The organism is Kitasatospora sp. NPDC002522, from assembly GCF_053595195.1.
This window is the reverse complement of the sequence record NZ_JBSFXE010000004.1, coordinates 132,050-149,369: the sequence shown is the minus strand read 5'-3', so window position 1 is coordinate 149,369 and position 17,320 is coordinate 132,050. Positions and strand designations below refer to the sequence as shown.

19 protein-coding genes are annotated in these 17,320 nt (G+C 71.5%); 14 read left to right on the top strand and 5 right to left on the bottom strand.

The genetic code is table 11. The annotated features are described in order from the left end of the window. Positions 1-10: 10 nt before the first annotated feature. The 3 genes from ACWD4U_RS04840 (at position 11) to ACWD4U_RS04830 (ending at position 2,305) form a co-directional block, all read left to right on the top strand. The gene (locus tag ACWD4U_RS04840; protein WP_363450008.1) at positions 11-190 is read left to right on the top strand and encodes a DUF6104 family protein; all 180 of its coding nucleotides are present in this window, start codon (positions 11-13) and stop codon (positions 188-190) included. A 203-nt stretch (positions 191-393) separates the two neighbouring features. Continuing rightward, on the top strand, positions 394-1,287 hold the full coding sequence (locus ACWD4U_RS04835; protein ID WP_363450010.1) for a DUF4097 family beta strand repeat-containing protein: 894 nt from the start codon (positions 394-396) through the stop codon (positions 1,285-1,287). Position 1,288: 1 nt separating this feature from the next. Then, positions 1,289-2,305 carry a PadR family transcriptional regulator gene (locus ACWD4U_RS04830; protein ID WP_363450011.1) on the top strand — a complete coding sequence of 339 codons (1,017 nt, stop codon included), beginning with the start codon at positions 1,289-1,291 and terminating at the stop codon, positions 2,303-2,305. A gap of 95 nt (positions 2,306-2,400) precedes the next feature. Here ACWD4U_RS04830 and ACWD4U_RS04825 read toward each other — a convergent pair whose 3' ends face one another. Together ACWD4U_RS04825 and ACWD4U_RS04820 are read right to left on the bottom strand one after the other, a co-directional pair. Further along, positions 2,401-3,363, bottom strand: a complete 963-nt coding sequence (locus tag ACWD4U_RS04825; protein WP_363450013.1) for a zinc-binding dehydrogenase — start codon at positions 3,361-3,363, stop codon at positions 2,401-2,403. A gap of 83 nt (positions 3,364-3,446) precedes the next feature. Continuing rightward, positions 3,447-4,643, bottom strand: coding sequence for an NAD(P)-dependent malic enzyme (locus ACWD4U_RS04820; protein ID WP_363450015.1), 1,197 nt, complete (start codon positions 4,641-4,643; stop codon positions 3,447-3,449). Positions 4,644-5,120: 477 nt separating this feature from the next. On the opposite strand from ACWD4U_RS04820, the gene ACWD4U_RS04815 reads away from it, so the two are divergent. The 5 genes from ACWD4U_RS04815 to ACWD4U_RS04795 all read left to right on the top strand — a co-directional run bounded on the left by ACWD4U_RS04815 (position 5,121) and on the right by ACWD4U_RS04795 (position 9,806). Next, positions 5,121-6,050: an ABC transporter substrate-binding protein gene (locus ACWD4U_RS04815; RefSeq protein WP_363450018.1), complete on the top strand. Its 930-nt coding sequence runs from the start codon at positions 5,121-5,123 to the stop codon at positions 6,048-6,050. A gap of 293 nt (positions 6,051-6,343) precedes the next feature. After that, on the top strand, positions 6,344-7,276 hold the full coding sequence (locus tag ACWD4U_RS04810; protein ID WP_363450020.1) for an ABC transporter substrate-binding protein: 933 nt from the start codon (positions 6,344-6,346) through the stop codon (positions 7,274-7,276). Positions 7,277-7,311: 35 nt separating this feature from the next. After that, positions 7,312-8,289 (top strand): amino acid ABC transporter permease, encoded by a 978-nt coding sequence (locus tag ACWD4U_RS04805; RefSeq protein ID WP_363450022.1) that lies wholly within the window; start codon positions 7,312-7,314, stop codon positions 8,287-8,289. Between the two features lie 35 nt (positions 8,290-8,324). Then, a complete protein-coding gene (locus tag ACWD4U_RS04800) occupies positions 8,325-9,077 on the top strand; it encodes an amino acid ABC transporter ATP-binding protein (protein ID WP_363450265.1) in 753 nt (250 codons plus the stop codon). A 141-nt stretch (positions 9,078-9,218) separates the two neighbouring features. After that, the gene (locus ACWD4U_RS04795; RefSeq protein WP_363450024.1) at positions 9,219-9,806 is read left to right on the top strand and encodes a CGNR zinc finger domain-containing protein; all 588 of its coding nucleotides are present in this window, start codon (positions 9,219-9,221) and stop codon (positions 9,804-9,806) included. A gap of 7 nt (positions 9,807-9,813) precedes the next feature. Here the strand turns inward: ACWD4U_RS04795 and sodX are convergent, their stop codons facing one another. Next, on the bottom strand, positions 9,814-10,173 hold the full coding sequence (gene sodX / locus ACWD4U_RS04790) for a nickel-type superoxide dismutase maturation protease (protein WP_363450267.1): 360 nt from the start codon (positions 10,171-10,173) through the stop codon (positions 9,814-9,816). 152 nt (positions 10,174-10,325) lie between these two features. Between sodX and sodN the strand changes: the two genes are divergently transcribed. The 4 genes from sodN (at position 10,326) to ACWD4U_RS04770 (ending at position 12,965) form a co-directional block, all read left to right on the top strand. Continuing rightward, on the top strand, positions 10,326-10,724 hold the full coding sequence (sodN, locus tag ACWD4U_RS04785) for a superoxide dismutase, Ni (RefSeq protein ID WP_363450026.1): 399 nt from the start codon (positions 10,326-10,328) through the stop codon (positions 10,722-10,724). A gap of 163 nt (positions 10,725-10,887) precedes the next feature. Next, entirely contained in the window at positions 10,888-11,367 is a 480-nt protein-coding gene (locus ACWD4U_RS04780; protein WP_363450027.1) for a GNAT family N-acetyltransferase, read from the top strand. 158 nt (positions 11,368-11,525) lie between these two features. Further along, entirely contained in the window at positions 11,526-11,939 is a 414-nt protein-coding gene (locus tag ACWD4U_RS04775) for an ATP-binding protein (protein WP_363450029.1), read from the top strand. A gap of 42 nt (positions 11,940-11,981) precedes the next feature. Continuing rightward, on the top strand, positions 11,982-12,965 hold the full coding sequence (locus ACWD4U_RS04770) for an RNA polymerase sigma factor SigF (RefSeq protein WP_363450031.1): 984 nt from the start codon (positions 11,982-11,984) through the stop codon (positions 12,963-12,965). Between the two features lie 95 nt (positions 12,966-13,060). Here ACWD4U_RS04770 and ACWD4U_RS04765 read toward each other — a convergent pair whose 3' ends face one another. After that, positions 13,061-13,474, bottom strand: coding sequence for a hypothetical protein (locus ACWD4U_RS04765; RefSeq protein ID WP_363450033.1), 414 nt, complete (start codon positions 13,472-13,474; stop codon positions 13,061-13,063). Positions 13,475-13,525: 51 nt separating this feature from the next. On the opposite strand from ACWD4U_RS04765, the gene ACWD4U_RS04760 reads away from it, so the two are divergent. Further along, positions 13,526-14,497 (top strand): diacylglycerol/lipid kinase family protein, encoded by a 972-nt coding sequence (locus ACWD4U_RS04760; RefSeq protein WP_363450035.1) that lies wholly within the window; start codon positions 13,526-13,528, stop codon positions 14,495-14,497. A gap of 344 nt (positions 14,498-14,841) precedes the next feature. Beyond that, positions 14,842-15,093, top strand: a complete 252-nt coding sequence (locus ACWD4U_RS04755; protein ID WP_014138019.1) for a WhiB family transcriptional regulator — start codon at positions 14,842-14,844, stop codon at positions 15,091-15,093. A 320-nt stretch (positions 15,094-15,413) separates the two neighbouring features. On the opposite strand, the gene ACWD4U_RS04750 is transcribed toward ACWD4U_RS04755, so the two are convergent. Then, positions 15,414-16,934: a sensor histidine kinase gene (locus ACWD4U_RS04750; RefSeq protein ID WP_363450037.1), complete on the bottom strand. Its 1,521-nt coding sequence runs from the start codon at positions 16,932-16,934 to the stop codon at positions 15,414-15,416. Positions 16,935-17,320 lie beyond the last annotated feature (386 nt).

Genomic DNA, 17,320 nt, shown 5'->3' with positions numbered 1-17,320 from the left:
AAGACCCACCGTGTACTTCACTGACCGCGGCATCGAGGAACTGCAGAACCGGCGTGGCGACGAGGAGGTCACCTTCGAGTGGCTGGCCGAGCGCCTGCGGGAGTTCGTCGACCTGAACCCGGACTTCGAGGTGCCGGTGGAGCGGCTGGCCACCTGGCTGGCCCGGCTGGACGACGAGGACGAGGACTGACGGCAGGTCGGTCCAACGGCACGGCCCGGGAGGTTCCCACCTCCCGGGCCGTGCCGTTTTTCTCGGGGTCGGACTCCGGGTCGGCTCGGGGTCCGGTGCGGGTGGTCTCCGGGGCACGGCTTCCTTGACTTTCTCCATACGCGATATATCGTGAATATCAAGAGAACGCGATACATCGCGTATGGAGGGACGGGGAGAGAGCAATGACCCAGTGGACGGTTGACGCGACCGAGAACATCGCCTTCGACGAGCCGGTGCAGACCCTGCACGTGCGGATCGTCGACGGCACCGTGAACGTGGTGCCCACCGACGGGCCGGCCCGGCTGGAGGTGGCCCTGCTGGAGGGCGACCCGCTGCAGGTCAGCCTGGAGAACGGGGTGCTGACCGTCTCCTACAAGGACCTCTCCTGGCACGAGTTCGGCGAGGCCGTGAAGTCGGTGCAGACCGTCAAGTCGTTCTTCTCCTCGCTGCGCCGCAAGCGCCGGGCCGAGGTGACCGTCGCCGTGCCGGCCGCCGCCGCGGTCAAGCTCGGCACCGTCTCGGCGCACGCCACCGTCTCCGGGATCACCGGCGAGGTCGGCGTGCACGGCGCCAGCGGCGACACCACGCTGGCGGGCCTGACCGGCCGGGTGCAGGCCAACACCGTCTCCGGCGACATCGACGCCGAGGGCCTGTCCGGCGAGCTCAAGGTCAACACCGTCTCCGGCGCGGTCACCCTGGTGGCCGGCACCGCGGACCGGATCCGGGCCAACTCGGTCTCCGGCGCGGTCACCCTCGACCTGGACGTCACCACCCCGACCGACATCGCGGTCACCACCGTCTCCGGGGCGGTCGGCGTGCGGCTGCCCTCGCTCGCCGACGCCCGGGTGGAGGCCGGCACCACCGCCGGCTCCCTCTCCAGCGCCTTCTCCGAACTGACGGTCGGCGGCGGCTGGGGGTCCAAGAAGCTCTCCGGCCAGCTCGGCAGCGGCCGCGGCCACCTGCAGGTGACCACCGTGACCGGCGCGGTCACCGTGCAGCGCCGCCCCGACGCCGAGGAGGACCGGCCGGTGAAGGAACTGCCCGTCGGCGGGCTCGACCTGACCAAGGAGGTCTGAGATGACCCCGGTGTTCGGCCACGGCCGGCTCCGCCTCTACCTGCTCAAGCTGCTCGACGAGAGCCCGCGGCACGGCTACGAGGTGATCCGCCTGCTGGAGGAGCGCTTCCACGGCCTGTACGCGCCCTCCGCGGGCACCGTCTACCCCCGGCTGGCCAAGCTGGAGGCCGAGGGCCTGGTCAGCCATGCCGTCGAGGGCGGCCGCAAGGTGTACCGGCTGACCGACGCCGGGCGGGCCGAACTCGCCTCCCGGCAGGACGAACTGGCCGCCCTGGAGGCGGAGATCCACGACTCGGTCGGCCAGCTGGCCGGCGCGATCCGGCACGACGTCCGGACCAGCGCCAAGAACCTGCGCGACGAGATGTGGCAGCAGGCCAAGCAGTCCGGCACCGCCGCGCCCCTCGACCCGTTCGCCGGCGGCTCGTGGCGGGACAAGGAGTCCTGGCAGCGTGCCAAGGAGGAGTTCGCGCAGCTCAAGGCCGAGGCCCGGGAGCAGGCCCGGCGGGCCAAGGAGCAGGAGAAGGCTGCCCGGCTGAAGGCCAAGGAGGCCGAGGCGGAGGCCAAGCGGCTGCGTGAGCAGTCCCGGGCCGCCCGCAGCGCCGCCCAGGAGGAGGCGCTGCGGCTGAAGCGGCGGGTCGAGGAGCAGGTCCGCGAGCACGCCTCGCGCGGCGACTGGTCCACCGGTCTCGCCGAGGGCCTGGCCGAACTCACCCGCGGTCTCGGCTCGCTGGCGGACTCCGCCCGCTGGGGCAGCCCGGCGGAGACCCGGCCGGCCGGCGCCGCCGCACCCGCGGAGAGCGTCCGGATCGACCTCGACAAGACCGTTCCCGCGGCGGAGCTGCCGGACTGGGCCCGGATCGACCCGGACGGCGACCCGGCCCGCGAACTGGAGCGGCTGCTCGACCGGTTCCGCGACCACGTCCGCGACGGCGCCCGGGACACCGGCGTGGACGCCGCCCGGCTGGAGCGCGCCCGGCAGGCGCTGGCCGCCGCCGCCCGCGCGCTGTTCGAGCACTGACCGGGGGCACCGCGCCGCGGGACCACATGGACACGGAGGGCCGCTGAGGACGGGTCAGCGGCCCTTCGGGCATGGGCTTCTGACGCCTCGTCAGCTCAGGGCGTGAGCACCAGCTTGCCGAAGACCTCGCCCTTCTCCAGCCGGGCGAACGCCTCGCGGGCCTCGGCCAGCGGCAGCACCGAGTCGATCACCGGGCGGATCCCGGCGTTGGCGCAGAGCGCGAGCAGGCCGGCCAGCTCCTCCTTGGTGCCCATGGTCGAGCCGACCACCTTCAGCTCCAGGAAGAAGATCCGGTTCAGCTCGGCGGCCTTCGGGTTCGGGCCGCTGGTCGCCCCGGAGATCACGATGGTGCCGCCCGGACGCAGTGACTTCACCGAGTGCGACCAGGTCGCGGCGCCGACCGTCTCCATCACCGCGTCCACCCGCTCCGGCAGCCGGGCGCCGCTCTCGAACGCCGCGTCCGCGCCGAGCTCCACCGCCCGGGCCCGCTTGGCCTCGTCCCGGCCGGTCACCCAGACCCGCAGCCCGGCGGCCTTGGCCAGCACCACCAGCGCGGTCGACACCCCGCCGCCGGCGCCCTGCACCAGCACGGTGTCGCCGGGCTTCACCCCGGCGTTGGTGAACAGCATCCGGTACGCCGTCAGCCACGCGGTGGGCAGGCAGGCCGCCTGCTCGAAGCTCAGCTCGGCCGGCTTGGGCAGCAGGTTCCAGGCCGGCACCGCCACCCGCTGGGCGAAGGTGCCCTGGTAGCGCTCGGTCAGGATCGACCGGGGCTCGTTCGGGCCGACGCCGTGGCCGCTCTGGCCGATCACCGAGTGGATCACCACCTCGTTGCCGTCCTCGTCGACCCCGGCGGCGTCGCAGCCCAGGATCATCGGCAGCCGCTCGGCGGGCAGGCCCACCCCGCGCAGCGACCACAGGTCGTGGTGGTTCAGGGTGGCGGCCTTCACCGTCACCACGCTCCACCCCGGACGCGCCTGCGGTTCGGGCAGCTCGCCCAGCTCCAGCGCGCTCAACGGATCGTCAGGACTGATACGGGCGGCGTAGGCAGCAAACATGTCCGGACCATAGCCCTGCGGGGCGTGGTGGAGTAACCACGCCCCGCTGTGAGGGTTCACATATTGCGCATCCGGCCGCGTCGTTACAGGCGGGCCAGGCCCTCCGCCTTCGCGGCCTCGGCGACCGCGCGGGTGACCGCCGGGGCGACCCGCTCGTCGAACGGCGACGGGATGACCTTCTGCGGGGTCAGCTCCTCGGCGACGACGCCCGCGAGGGCCTTGGCGGCGGCGAGCTTCATGCCCTCGGAGATCCGGCTGGCGCGCACCGAGAGGGCGCCGGCGAAGATGCCGGGGAAGGCCAGCACGTTGTTGATCTGGTTCGGGAAGTCGGAGCGCCCGGTGGCGACGACCGCGGCGTAGCGGTGCGCGACCTCGGGGTGGATCTCCGGGTTGGGGTTGGCCATCGCGAAGATGAAGCAGCCGGGCGCCATGGTGGCGACGGCCTCCTCCGGGACGGTTCCGCCGGAGACGCCGATGAAGACGTCGGCGCCGACCAGCGCGTCGGCCAGGCTGCCCTTGAGGCCCTCCTTGTTGGTGAGGGCGGCGATCTCGGCCTTGACGTCGGTCAGGTCGCCGCGGCCCTCGTACACCACGCCGCGCCGGTCGCAGACCGAGACGTCGCCGATGCCGGCGGCCACCAGCATCTTGGCGATCGCGATGCCGGCCGCGCCGGCGCCGGAGATGACCGCGCGCAGCGAGCCGATCTCACGGTTCGTCACCTTGGCGGCGTTCCACAGGGCGGCGGTGGTGACGATCGCGGTGCCGTGCTGGTCGTCGTGGAAGACCGGGATGTCCAGGGCCTCCTGCAGGCGCTTCTCGATCTCGAAGCAGCGCGGGGCGGAGATGTCCTCCAGGTTCACGCCGCCGAAGGACGGGGCGAGCCGGACCACGGTCTCGACGATCTCGTCGACGCCGGTGCAGGCCAGCGCGATCGGCACCGCGTCGACGCCGCCGAACTGCTTGAACAGGATCGCCTTGCCCTCCATGACGGGCAGCGAGGCCTCCGGGCCGATGTCGCCGAGGCCGAGCACCGCGGTGCCGTCGGTGACCACGGCGACCGTGTTGGCCTTCCAGGTGTAGTCGTTCACCAGGGCGGGCTGCTCGGCGATGGCGGTGCACACCCGGGCGACGCCCGGGGTGTAGGCGAGGGACAGGTCGTCCGCGTCGCGCACCGGCACGGTGGCCCGGATCTCCATCTTGCCGCCGCGGTGGAGCGCGAAGACGGCATCGACGGGGTCGTCGGTGCTCTGGGTGTCGGTATGGATGATCTCCGCTGCCACAATGACCTCTTCGTCATATCAGCGAAGGCGCGCGATCCGACGGGCGGTCGACACCGGTCGCGGCGATGCGCGAAGGCGGGCACGCCGCCTGGCGTACCCGGAGCCGGGGTCGGGGCGCGGCCGTCGGGCGGCGCCCTCGGGTGAGGGTTTTCGGTGTTCTGCGCTGTTCGTCAGGGCTTCGGCACTGCACCTGTGCCGGGCCTTCCGGTGCCTCGGATCCAGAGCCGGTCTCGGCTTCCGGTCCTGCGCACCCCGGCCCTGTGGCGAACCGGCGGTCTGAGTCCTGCGTCGGGGGTCACCCGGTACCAGATTCTGACACACCCGTGACCCGGCTCAGCAGGCCGGGATGGCAGTATCCGGTGTTCGACCACCGTTGTCCGGACGTTCGCGCACCCGCAGCGTCTCGTCCGGCCCTTCCCGCGCGCTCACCCCAAGCGCAGCCGGGGACCGCACCGCCTCTCCCACAGGAGCACCCTCATGCTGATCGCCACCCACCCTGCCGTGGCCCGCACCGCCGGCCGGTTCGGCGCCGCCGCGGCGGCCGGATCGCTGCTGCTGACCGGCTGCGGCGCCGCCGGTGCCTCGGGCGGCTCGGCCGCCGCCGACCTGCACAAGCTGCTGCCCGAGCCGGTGCGCAAGGCGGGGGTGCTGCGGATCGCGGCGGACCTGAACTACGCGCCGGTGGACTTCAAGAACCAGGGCGGCAAGCCGGACGGGCTGGACCCGGACCTGGCGCAGGCGCTGGGCGAGGCGCTGGGGGTGCAGGTGCAGTTCACCGACACCCCGTTCGAGAAGCTGATACCGGGCCTGCAGGCGCACCAGTACGACGCGGTGATGTCGGCGCTGACCGACAACCGGCAGCGCCGGGACGGCACCGACGACTCCGGCGCGCAGGTGAACCCGGGCGTGGACTTCGTGGACTACTTCATCGCCGGCACCTCGATCGTGGTGGCCAAGGGCAACCCGCAGAACGTCGCCTCGCTGGACGACCTGTGCGGCCGCACCGTGGCGCTGCAGCGCGGCACCACCCAGGCGGCGATCGTGCAGCGGCAGACCTCGGCCTGCGACAAGGCGCACAAGCCGATGACGGTGAAGCTGACCGACACCGACGACCAGGCCCTGACGATGGTGGCGCAGGGCAAGGCGACCGCCGACCTGAACGACTACCCGGTGGCCGCGTACGTCGCGCAGCAGGGCCAGAACGGCGCACAGTTCCAGCTGACCGGCGCGCAGCTGCAGGCCTCGCCGTACGGGATCGCGGTGCACAAGGAGAACGCGGCGCTGCGGGACGCGCTCGCGAAGGCGCTGGACCGGATCATCCGCACCGGCGAGTACGAGAAGGTGCTGGCGAAGTGGAACGTGTCGGCGGGTGCGGCGCAGAACGCGGTGATCAACGGCGGTTTCTGAGTGCGGCGGACACCCGGCCCGGCGTCCCGCGCCGGGCGGGTTCCGCTCCGCATACTTATACAGAAGGTGACAGGGACAAGGGAATCGTCCGAATAGCGGACAGTCGGTGGTCCCGTTATCCGATTTTGATCTGATCCAGGGCCCGCTACCCCGGACCGAGTGGCAGGATTCCCCACAACTCGGATCACACGTGTCCACCTCGGCGGAGGGTGGCGAGCACCGAACAGAGCCGTACCCGCACCGCTTCCCCCGGCGGCGCGCCCCGTCAGACTCCCCAGGAGGAGATCCCCCTCATGACCGCTCGTACCTCGCGCAGCCGGCTGGTCGCCGCGGGCGCCGTCCTCGCGGCCGGTTCGCTGCTCCTGACCGCGTGCAGCAGCTCGTCCAGCTCCTCGGGCTCCACCGGCTCCGCGGGCTCGACCGCCTCGGTGAAGTCCGCTTCCGCCGACCCGTCGCTGGCGGCGCTGGTCCCGGCCGACGTGAAGTCCAGCGGCAAGCTGGTGGTCGCCGCCGACGCGTCCTACGCGCCCAACGAGTTCAAGGACGACAAGGGCGCCATCGTCGGCATGGACGTCGACCTGGCGGTCGCCATCGCGCAGAAGCTCGGCCTGACCGCGGACGTCCAGAACGCCGACTTCACCTCGATCATCCCGGGCATCGCGTCGAAGAAGTACCAGCTCGGCATGAGCTCCTTCACCGACACCAAGGAGCGCGAGCAGACCGTCGACATGGTCACCTACTTCACCGCCGGCTCGGCCGCCGCGGTGAAGAAGGGCAACCCGGACAAGATCGACCCGAAGGACCTCTGCGGCAAGAAGGTCGCCGTCCAGACCGGCACCACCCAGGCCGACGAGATCAAGGACGTCCGCAACCCGGACTGCGTCAAGGCCGGCAAGCCGACCATCCCGAACGACGGTGACAAGTTCACCCTGCAGACCGACGTCACCGGCGCGCTGGTGGCCGGCCGCGACCAGGTGATGCTCGCCGACTCCCCGGTCGTCGACTACGCCATCAAGCAGACCAACGGCCAGCTGGAGAAGGTCGGCGACACCTACGACTCCGCGCCGTACGGCATCGTCGTCGCCAAGGGCAGCGACCTCACCAAGGCGGTCCAGGGTGCGGTGACGGCGCTGATCGCCGACGGCACCTACAAGTCGATCCTCGACAAGTGGGGCGTCTCCGCGGGCGCCGTCACCACCTCCGAGATCAACGCCGCCAAGAGCTGACCCTCCGCCGCCCGAACCCCTGACGAGGTAATCACGTGAACAAGACCGACCAGGGGTCGGTGAAACCGGGACGGCCCGAGGCCATCAAGGCCGTCCCGGTGCGCCACCCCGGACGCTGGGCGGGCGTGGCCGTCATCGCGGTGCTCACCGCGATGCTGGTCCACGCGCTGCTCACCAACCCGGCGATCAAGTGGGACGTGGTCGGCGACACGCTGACCAACCAGACCGTCATCCACGGCATCTGGGTCACGCTGGAACTGACCGTGCTGTCCATGGTGATGGGCGTGATCGGCGGCGTGCTGCTGGCCGTCATGCGCCTGTCCGGCAACCCGGTGCTCTCCGGCAGCTCCTGGGTGTTCATCTGGATCTTCCGCGGCACCCCGCTGCTGGTGCAGCTGGTGTTCTGGAACAGCATCGGCGCGCTCTGGCCCGAGCTGTCGCTCGGCATCCCGTTCGGACCGTCGTTCTGGTCCGAGAGCTCCAACACCCTGATCCCGGTGTTCACCGCCGCGCTGCTCGGCCTCGGCCTGAACGAGGCCGCGTACATGGCGGAGATCGTCCGCGCCGGCATCCAGTCGGTGGACGAGGGCCAGACCGAGGCGGCGCACGCGCTCGGCATGAGCCGGACCGCCACCATGCGCCGGATCGTGCTGCCGCAGGCGATGCGGGTGATCATCCCGCCGACCGGCAACGAGACCATCTCGATGCTGAAGAACACCTCGCTGGTGCAGGTGATCGCGCTGGTCGAGCTGTTCACGGCCGGTCACGACATCTACGCCCGCACCTTCCAGACCATCCCGGTCCTGATCGCGGTCTCGATCTACTACCTGCTGATGACCTCGATCATGACGGTCGGCCAGTACTACATCGAGCGGCACTACGCCCGGGGCGCCAACCGCACCCTGCCGCCCACCCCGATCCAGCGGCTGCGCGGCCTGTTCCAGGCCCGCCGGCCCGCGCCGGCCGCCGCGGCCGAGGCCCCGGAGCCGCCGGCTGGAGGTAACCACTCATGACCGAGCTGTCCAAGCCGCAGGCCTCCGACCAGCCGATGGTCCGGGCCGAGGGCGTGCACAAGTCCTACGGCCTGGTCGAGGTGCTCAAGGGCATCGACCTGGAGGTCAAGCAGTCCGAGGTGTTCTGCCTGGTCGGTCCGTCCGGCTCCGGCAAGTCCACCTTCCTGCGCTGCATCAACCACCTGGAGAAGATCAACGCCGGCCGGCTCTACGTCGACGGCGAACTGGTCGGCTACCGGCAGAAGGGCGACCGGCTCTACGAGCTGCGGGACCGCGAGGTCGCCCTCAAGCGCCGGGACATCGGCATGGTCTTCCAGCGCTTCAACCTGTTCCCGCACATGACGGCGCTGGAGAACGTCATCGAGGCGCCGGTCCAGGTGAAGCGGGAGAGCCGGGGCGAGGCCAAGGAGCGCGCCATGGCGCTGCTGGAGCGGGTGGGGCTCGCCGACAAGGCGAAGAGCTACCCGTCCCAGCTCTCCGGCGGCCAGCAGCAGCGCGTGGCGATCGCCCGCGCGCTGGCCATGAAGCCCAAGCTGATGCTCTTCGACGAGCCCACCTCGGCGCTCGACCCGGAGCTGGTCGGCGAGGTCCTCGACGTCATGCGCGGCCTCGCCGAGGAGGGCATGACGATGATCGTGGTCACCCACGAGATGGGCTTCGCCCGCGAGGTCGGCGACGCGCTGGTCTTCATGGACGGCGGCGTGGTGGTCGAGTCCGGCCACCCGCGCGAGGTGCTCACCAACCCGCAGCACGAGCGCACCCGCGCCTTCCTCTCCAAGGTGCTCTGACCCGAGCGCCCCGGCGCTCCGACCACGAGCGCTCCCCCGGTGCCCGCCGCACGCCCCCGCGTACGGCGGGCACCGGCATGTCCGGGCCCGACTGTAATACCCTGGAGTCATTCAGCCCGTTACATGCTCGGAAGGACCCCCGTGGAGCTCGCCTCGTACGCCGACTTCGCCGTCCGGCTGGTCAACAGCGAGGAGCCGGACCGCGGCACCGACCGGCTCACCTCGGCGGACGCCGTCCGCGCCCTGTTCGGCGCCCCCTCGCAGGCCGCCGCGCTGGCCGACGAGTCCGACCTGCCCCGGCTGCGCGCGGTCCGCACCCGGCTGCGCGGGGTGTTCGAGGCCGCCGCCGACGGCGAGGACGTCCGGGCGGTGGACCTGCTCAACAGCCTGATGGTGGAGTACCCGGTCAGCCCGCTGGTCTCCGGCCACGACGACCTGGACGACACCGGCCGCCCCAACTGGCACCTGCACCTGGCCGACAACGCCCCCACCGCCGCCGCCAACTTCGCCGCGGTCGCCTGCATGGGCCTGGCCATCCACCTCACCGAGCTCGGCGTCGACCGGCTCGGCATCTGCCAGGCCGCGCCCTGCCGCAACGCCTACCTGGACACCTCCACCAACCGCTCCCGCCGCTACTGCTCCGACCGCTGCGCCACCCGCGCCAACGTGGCCGCCTACCGGGCCCGCAAGCGCCTGGAGGCGCAGCGCGCGCTGGCCGCCCAGGGCTGACCCGGCGTCAGAGCTCGAGGTCGACGGGCGCGCTGACGCCCAGTCGCTCGGTCCAGCGCGCCGGCCGACCGGCCAGCGCGCGTTCCAGCCGGCGCCCCGGCGCCAGCCAGGCCGGGCGCGGCGCGAGCCGCAGCAGCACCCGGCCGAGCACCAACTCGTCCGGCACCGCGCCGTATTCGCGGCTGTCGGAGTGCACCAGCGGGTTGTCGGAGAGCATCCACCAGCCGCCCGGCCGGCGGCCCGCGGCGCGTTTGACCACCAGCAGGTCCTGCTGCAGCGGGTGCCGGAACAGGGCGATGGCGCCGGGCCGCAGCCGGGCCCCGTAGCGCACCAACACCCGGTCCCCGTCGGAGAGCAGACGGCGCATCGAGGGGCCGCTGACGTCGGCGAGGCCGAGCGGTGTCTGGAATCGCACGATTCGGTCTCCTTCTTTTGCCCTAGGCCCCCGGGGCGAGAAGCGTTCCGGCGTGGCGTGAGGGTAATGTCGGGCGCGGGAAGACGATCTAAGGAAGGACCACCATGTTCTCTCGTCTGTTTGCTCCGCGGGTCACCGCCCACGCGCACTGCGACCTGCCCTGCGGCGTGTACGACCCGGCCCAGGCCCGGATCGAGGCCGAGTCGGTGAAGGCCACTCAGGAGAAGTACCAGGCCAACGAGGACGGCGAGTTCCGCGCGCGCGCCATCGTCATCAAGGAGGAGCGCGCCGAGCTGGTCAAGCACCACCTCTCGGTGCTGCACACCGACTACTTCAAGGCCCCGCACTTCGAGGCCTACCCGGGCCTGCACGACCTGTTCAACCGGGCCGGCAAGGCCGCCTCGGCCGCCAAGGCGTCCACCGACCCGGCGACCGGCCAGGCCCTGCTCGACCTGATCGCCGAGATCGACGCCATCTTCTGGGAGACCAAGAAGGCCGCCTGATCCGGGCACTCCGCACGGACCGGAACCCGGCCGCCACCGCCCCGACACCGGGGCCGGGCGGCCGGGTTCCGGCGTTCCGGGGCCGGCGGGGGCGGTTCCCGGCCGGAATCCAGGGCAGAAAGCCCTTTCCGTCCGCCCCCCTCCGGTGAGTACGCTCGACCGTATGATCCGCACCGCGACCCCCGCCGACGTCCCCGTCATCCGCGCCATGATCCGCGAGCTCGCCGAGTACGAGAAGGCGGTGGACGAGGCCCGCGCCACCGACGAGCAGCTGCACGACGCGCTGTTCGGCGAGCACCCGGCGGTCTTCGGCCTGATCGCCGAGGACGACGCGGGCGAGCCGGTCGGCTTCGCGCTGTGGTTCCGCAACTTCTCCACCTGGCGCGGCACCCACGGCGTCTACCTGGAGGACCTGTACGTCCGCCCGAGCAGGCGCGGCGGCGGCCACGGCAAGGCCCTGCTGACCGAACTGGCCCGGATCTGCGTGGAGCGCGGCTACCAGCGGATGGAGTGGTCGGTGCTGGACTGGAACGAACCCTCGATCGGTTTCTACAAGTCGCTCGGCGCGGTGCCGATGGACGGCTGGACCGTCTTCCGGCTCACCGACGGCCCGCTCGCCGAGCTCGGCGCGCAGCCCCGCTGAGCGCCACGCGTCGCTCGTTCCCGTGACGGTCGTCCGAGATCACGACAGGAACCGCCCGGGCGCGGTAACGTCTCGGGGCACAAGGCAGTTGAACCGAGCCAGTGGTAGTGCCATGGCCGCCCCGGCCGCAAGCAGCAAGCGTCACCCAGGAGGTGAGGGTGTCCCAGATCGACGGCGAGCCCGGAGTGAAGGACTTCGTGGAGGTGCGGCTGCCCGCGGAGGGCGCCTACCTGTCGGTGCTGCGGACGGCCACGGCCGGGCTCGCGGCACGGTTGGACTTCACGCTGGACGAGATCGAGGACCTGCGCATCGCGGTGGACGAGGCCTGCGCGATCCTGCTCCAACAGGCCGTTCCCGGCTCGATCCTGAGCTGCGAGTTCCGACTGGTCGGCGACTCGCTGCGGGTGACCGTGTCGGCCCCGACCACCGACGGCCGCGCCCCCGAGCGCGACACCTTCGCGTGGACGGTGCTCTCCGCGCTGGCCGGCGAGGTGGACTCCTCGGTCGCGGCGGACAACACGGTCTCCATCAGTCTGCACAAGAAGCGCGGCGGGTCGCCGGGCCAGCCGTAGTGACGTGTTCGACGTGTTCTCGGAACGGAACGGGTGATCGCCGTGAGTGATCTGGACCGCACAGCCGTCGTACCGCCGCAGGCCGGCGCCGCCCACGCCGCCACCCCTGACGAAGCCCTCCCGAAGGACTCCCACCGGATGAGCCAGCCGACCGACCCGAAGCCCGAGCGGCCCGAGCCGGCGCCCGCGGCCGAGCCCGCGGAGGCGGACCTGGAGGCCGCCGCCGAGGCCGTCCGCTCCACCGTCCCGGCCCAGGGGCACCGCAGTGGTGCCCCGGACCGGGAGGCGGCGCGGGCGCTGTTCGTGCGGCTGTCCGAGCTGCCGGAGGGGTCCCCCGAGCGGGTCGAGATCCGCAACCAGCTGGTCCGGATGCACATCCCGCTGGTCGAGCACCTGGCCCGCCGGTTCCGCAACCGCGGCGAGCCGCTGGACGACCTCACCCAGGTCGCCACCATCGGCCTGATCAAGTCGGTGGACCGCTTCGACCACGAGCGCGGCGTGGAGTTCTCCACCTACGCCACGCCCACCATCGTCGGCGAGATCAAGCGGCACTTCCGCGACAAGGGCTGGGCGGTGCGCGTGCCGCGCCGCCTGCAGGAGCTGCGGCTGTCGCTGACCACCGCGACCAGCGAGCTGTCCCAGCGGCACGGGCGCTCCCCCACGGTGCACGAGCTGGCCGAGCACCTGGGCATCTCCGAGGAGGACGTGCTGGAGGGCCTGGAGTCCGCCAACGCGTACTCCACGCTCTCCCTGGACGTCCCGGACAGCGACGACGAGTCGCCGGCCGTGGCGGACACCCTGGGCGCCACCGACGAGGCCCTGGAGGGCGTCGAGTACCGCGAGTCGCTGAAGCCGCTGCTCGCCCAACTCCCGCCCCGCGAGCAGAAGATCCTGGTGCTGCGGTTCTTCCGCAACATGACCCAGTCGCAGATCGCCGCGGAGGTCGGCATCTCGCAGATGCACGTCTCCCGGCTGCTCGCCCGCACCCTCGCCCAGCTGCGCGAGAAGCTCCTGGTCGAGGAGTAGACCGGCCCCTTTCACGCCGTAGGGCCCGCCCCGAACTCGGGTGCGGGCCCTACGCGTTGTCGTCGCGCGCCGTCGTCCGGGGGCGCTCCTGACCGCTACTGCTCGCCGTAGAGCACCGCGGTCACCCGCGGGTTGAGCAGGGCCACGATGCCGGCCAGCCCGAGCAGGCCGACCGCGACGGCGGCCACCGCCATCGCGCCGCCCGACTGCCACATGTAGTACGCCACCGGCAGGCAGATCGAGTTGGTGAGCACCGCCGGGCTGCGGCCCCACTTCCGGCCGCGCAGCAGCGCCCGGCCGGCCAGCAGCGGCAGCAGGCCCATCAGCAGCAGCACCAGGCCGCCGGTCTCGGTACGGCCGAACGCGGCGTCGGAGCCGGTGAACCCGGCGACCAGGTCGTAGAGGCCCCAGCCCGCCAGGGCGGCGCCCTCCAGCGCGGTCACGGCCGCTCCGACGAGCAGCGGGACGGGCCGGGCGGCGGCGGGGGCGGGAGCGGATTCAGCGGTCACCGGGCCAGGGTAACGGCCTCCTTATGTCGGCCGGGTCGTAGGCTGATCGTCATGCGCGCTCTCCTGGTCGTGAACCCGAAGGCGACCACCACCAGTGGCCGGACCCGGGACGTCCTGATCCATGCCCTGCGCAGCGACCTGAAGCTGGACGTCGCACAGACCAAGTACCGCGGCCACGCCCGCGACCTGGCCCGGCAGGCGGCCGAGGACGGCACCGTGGACCTGGTGGTGGCCCTGGGCGGCGACGGCACCGTCAACGAGGTGGTGAACGGGCTGCTGGCGCACGGCCCGGGCGAGCGGGTGCCGCGGCTGGCGGTGGTGCCGGGCGGCTCGACCAACGTCTTCGCCCGCGCGCTGGGGCTGCCGAACGACCCGGTGGAGGCGACCGGTGCGCTGCTGGACGCGCTGGACGCGCGCCGGGAGCGCGCGATCGGCCTGGGCAAGGCGCTGACCGACGGGCTGCCGGACCGCTGGTTCACCTTCACCGCGGGACTCGGCTTCGACGCCGGCGTGGTCGGCCGGGTGGAGCGCCAGCGCAGAGCGGGGCGCAAATCCACGCACGCGCTCTATGTCGTCGAGGCGCTCCGGCACTACGTCACCGAGCGTGATCATCGCCGCTCGGGCCCGATCTCCCTGGAGATCAACGGCCAGGAGCCCGAACCGGGCCTGGTGATGGCGATAGTTTCCAACACCTCGCCGTGGACCTTCCTCGGCTCGCGGCCGGTCTTCCCCTCGCCCTCCGCGTCCTTCGAAACCGATCTCGACATCTTCGGCATCACTCGAATGACCGCGTTCCGCACCGCCCGGACGATCCGTCAGATCCTGCGTCCGCTGCCCGCCGAGGAAGCCTCCGCAGGCCCCGCCGGGCCCTCCGGGAAGCACCTCGTGTCCTATCACGACGTTCGGCACTTCACCTTGGTTTCCCAGGAACCGGCCCCGTTTCAGGTCGACGGGGACCACCTTGGAGACAGGAGTCGCGTCAGTTTCACAGGCGTACGCCGGGCACTGCGTGTGATTGTGTGACCAGAAGGGGGTCCCGCCCTTCTTCTCGAACGCGCGAGCCCCTTCACCCCATAGAAGTACTGCCTGTGAGGTAGGCGACACCGAAGAATCAAAAATTTCTTGCCGAAGGGGGTTGTATCCACGTCCGAGGTTTGCGAACCTCTACATGGCGATCGGGACACACCGCAGCGGGACAACGCGGGAGAGTCCCTCGAATCGCCGAACCCCTCTCAGCACAGACCGCCCGGGCCCGATGGGCCTTAGGTCCCTTTTGCTGTTGCGGGATTCGTGAAAGCGTTCACATTCACAAGCCATCGAGTGAGTCGCACGGGCCACAGCCCGTCGACCGGAGGAGTTGGACGACCATGGACTGGCGCCACCGCGCTGTCTGCCGCGAAGAGGACCCGGAGCTGTTCTTCCCGATCGGGAACACCGGTCCGGCCCTGCTGCAGATCGAGGAAGCCAAGGCCGTGTGCCGCCGGTGTCCCGTCATGGAGCAGTGCCTGCAGTGGGCGCTCGAGACCGGCCAGGACGCCGGCGTCTGGGGCGGCATGAGCGAGGACGAGCGTCGCGCGATGAAGCGCCGCGCCGCCCGCAACCGCGCCCGCACCGCCTGACGCATCATCAGCAGTACGGATCAACCAACGATCAAGGGTTCGGCCGCAACGGCCGGCCGAGCCTTCCGAGCGGGCCCGCCCATCCGCGGGGCCGACGACGCGAGCCGCCCAGGCACTTGATACTGTTCACTTAGAGCAATATCGTGGAGCTGAGGCGCTCACCGTGTGCAACACACGAGGCGGGCGTCGCGCCACACCAGAGCCCCCGTTCCGGCCGACTCCCCCCGACGGCCGGACCGGGTCGAGAGGCCCTGCCGACCCACCCCCCCCCGGTCGGCAGGGCCTCGTTTCTCTTTCCGCCCGGCGCGGGTGAGCACCCGTCAGCGGACCGGGATCTCCAGCACCACCTTGGTCCCGCCGTCCGGCGCGGCCACCATGTCGAAGGTGCCGCCGAGTTCGCCGGTGGCCAGGGTGCGGACGATCTGCAGCCCGAGGTTGCCCGCCTGCTGCGGGTCGAAGCCCTCCGGCATGCCGCGGCCGTCGTCCTGAACGGTGATCAGCAGGTACTCCTCCGGGCGCACCCCGTTGTTCCAGCTGTCCGACCAGCCCTTGCCGCCGACCGGGGCCCGGCCGCGCAGGGCGCTCACCTCCAGGTTGCCGGAGGCGCTCGGGCCGAACGCGTGCTCCAGGGCGTTCTGGGTGAGCTCGGTGAGGATCATCGCCAGCGGGGTGGCCACCTCGGCGGAGAGGATGCCGAAGGAACCGCTGCGCCGGGTCGCGACCCGCCCGTCCTGGGAGAGCTCCATCACCATCGCCAGTACCCGGTCGGCGATCTCGTCGAAGGTCACCTGCTCGTCCAGGGCCTGCGACAGCGTCTCGTGCACGATGGCGATCGAGCCGACCCGGCGCACCGCCTCGTCCAGCGCGGCCCGGCCGGCCTCGGAGTCCATCCGGCGGGACTGCAGCCGCAGCAGCGCCGCGACCGTCTGCAGGTTGTTCTTCACCCGGTGGTGGATCTCCCGGATGGTGGCGTCCTTGGTCATCAACTCGCGGTCGCGTCGGCGCAGTTCGGTGACGTCGCGGCAGAGCACCAGGGAGCCGGTGGGGGTGCCCTTGGGCTTGAGCGGGATGGTCCGCAGGGTCACCACGCCGCCCTGCGCCTCCACCTCGGTCTGCCGGGGCGCCCAGCCGCTGGCCATCTTCACCAGCGCCTCGTGCACCTTGCTGCGGCTCGGCGGCACCAACTCGGCGGTGGTCCTCCCGAGGTGACTGCCCACCAGGTCGGTGGTCAGGCCGAGCCGGTGGTAGGCCGACAGCGCGTTCGGGCTGGCATAGGTGACCACGCCCTCCAGGTCCAGCCGGATCAGCCCGTCGCCGACCCTCGGCGCGGCGTCCATGTCGGTCTGCTCGGCGCCCGGGTAGGGGAAGGTGCCGGCCGCGATCATCTGCGCCAGGTCGGAGGCGCTCTGCAGGTAGGTGAGCTCTAGCCGGCTGGGAGTGCGCACGGTCAGCAGGTTGGTGTTGCGGGCGATCACGCCGAGCACCTTGCCCTCCCGTCGCACCGGGATGGACTCCACCCGCACCGGCACCTCCTCCCGCCACTCCGGGTCGCCCTCCCGGACGATCCGCCCCTCGTCGTAGGCGGCGTCCAGCAGCGGCCGGCGGCCGCGCGGCACCAGGTGGCCGACCATGTCGTCCTGGTAGGAGGTGGGGCCGGTGTTGGGCCGCATCTGGGCCACCGAGACGTAGCGGATGCCGTCCCAGGTGGGGATCCACAGCACCAGGTCGGCGAAGGACAGGTCGGAGAGCAGCTGCCACTCCGAGACCAGCAGATGCAGCCACTCCACGTCGGCACCGGTGAGGGTGGTGTGGCGGCGGACGAGTTCGTTCAGCGAGGGCACGTGCTGAGCGTAACGCCGCGCCCCACCCGTCACGTTGTCCAGACCAATTGTGGCGACCCCCTGGACAACCCAGATTGGTCTAGTCCACAATGAAGATGCACCAAGGAGAGACCCCCCGCGCAACTGCCCTGACCGCGCGAGGTCCCTCCTCGGTCGGAGGCGTCGATCGAGGGTCCCGCACAACTCTCGATCGGTCCCCGCCTCCGACATCCAGCTCCGGGCTGCGGTGCCGCATGGGTTGAGGGTCCCGTGTCGGCGCCGTGGCCCGTAGTGTTTTCCGGGCCCGTTCCGCCCGCACCGGCCGCGCTCGACGCGTTGGCCGCACACGACGAAAGCCGCTCCCCGCGATCTGCGGGGAGCGGCTTTCGTGTGCCCGGTGTCAGCGG

Excerpts from the sequence above, each read along its gene's own strand:
- ACWD4U_RS04835 (WP_363450010.1), top strand. The coding sequence starts at position 394 with ATGACCCAGTGGACGGTTGACGCGACCGAGAACATCGCCTTCGACGAG.
- ACWD4U_RS04830 (WP_363450011.1), top strand. The coding sequence starts at position 1,289 with ATGACCCCGGTGTTCGGCCACGGCCGGCTCCGCCTCTACCTGCTCAAG.
- ACWD4U_RS04825 (WP_363450013.1), bottom strand. The coding sequence starts at position 3,363 with ATGTTTGCTGCCTACGCCGCCCGTATCAGTCCTGACGATCCGTTGAGC.
- ACWD4U_RS04815 (WP_363450018.1), top strand. The coding sequence starts at position 5,121 with ATGCTGATCGCCACCCACCCTGCCGTGGCCCGCACCGCCGGCCGGTTC.
- ACWD4U_RS04810 (WP_363450020.1), top strand. The coding sequence starts at position 6,344 with ATGACCGCTCGTACCTCGCGCAGCCGGCTGGTCGCCGCGGGCGCCGTC.
- ACWD4U_RS04800 (WP_363450265.1), top strand. The coding sequence starts at position 8,325 with ATGGTCCGGGCCGAGGGCGTGCACAAGTCCTACGGCCTGGTCGAGGTG.
- sodX (WP_363450267.1), bottom strand. The coding sequence starts at position 10,173 with ATGCGCCGTCTGCTCTCCGACGGGGACCGGGTGTTGGTGCGCTACGGG.
- sodN (WP_363450026.1), top strand. The coding sequence starts at position 10,326 with ATGTTCTCTCGTCTGTTTGCTCCGCGGGTCACCGCCCACGCGCACTGC.
- ACWD4U_RS04780 (WP_363450027.1), top strand. The coding sequence starts at position 10,888 with ATGATCCGCACCGCGACCCCCGCCGACGTCCCCGTCATCCGCGCCATG.
- ACWD4U_RS04760 (WP_363450035.1), top strand. The coding sequence starts at position 13,526 with ATGCGCGCTCTCCTGGTCGTGAACCCGAAGGCGACCACCACCAGTGGC.
- ACWD4U_RS04755 (WP_014138019.1), top strand. The coding sequence starts at position 14,842 with ATGGACTGGCGCCACCGCGCTGTCTGCCGCGAAGAGGACCCGGAGCTG.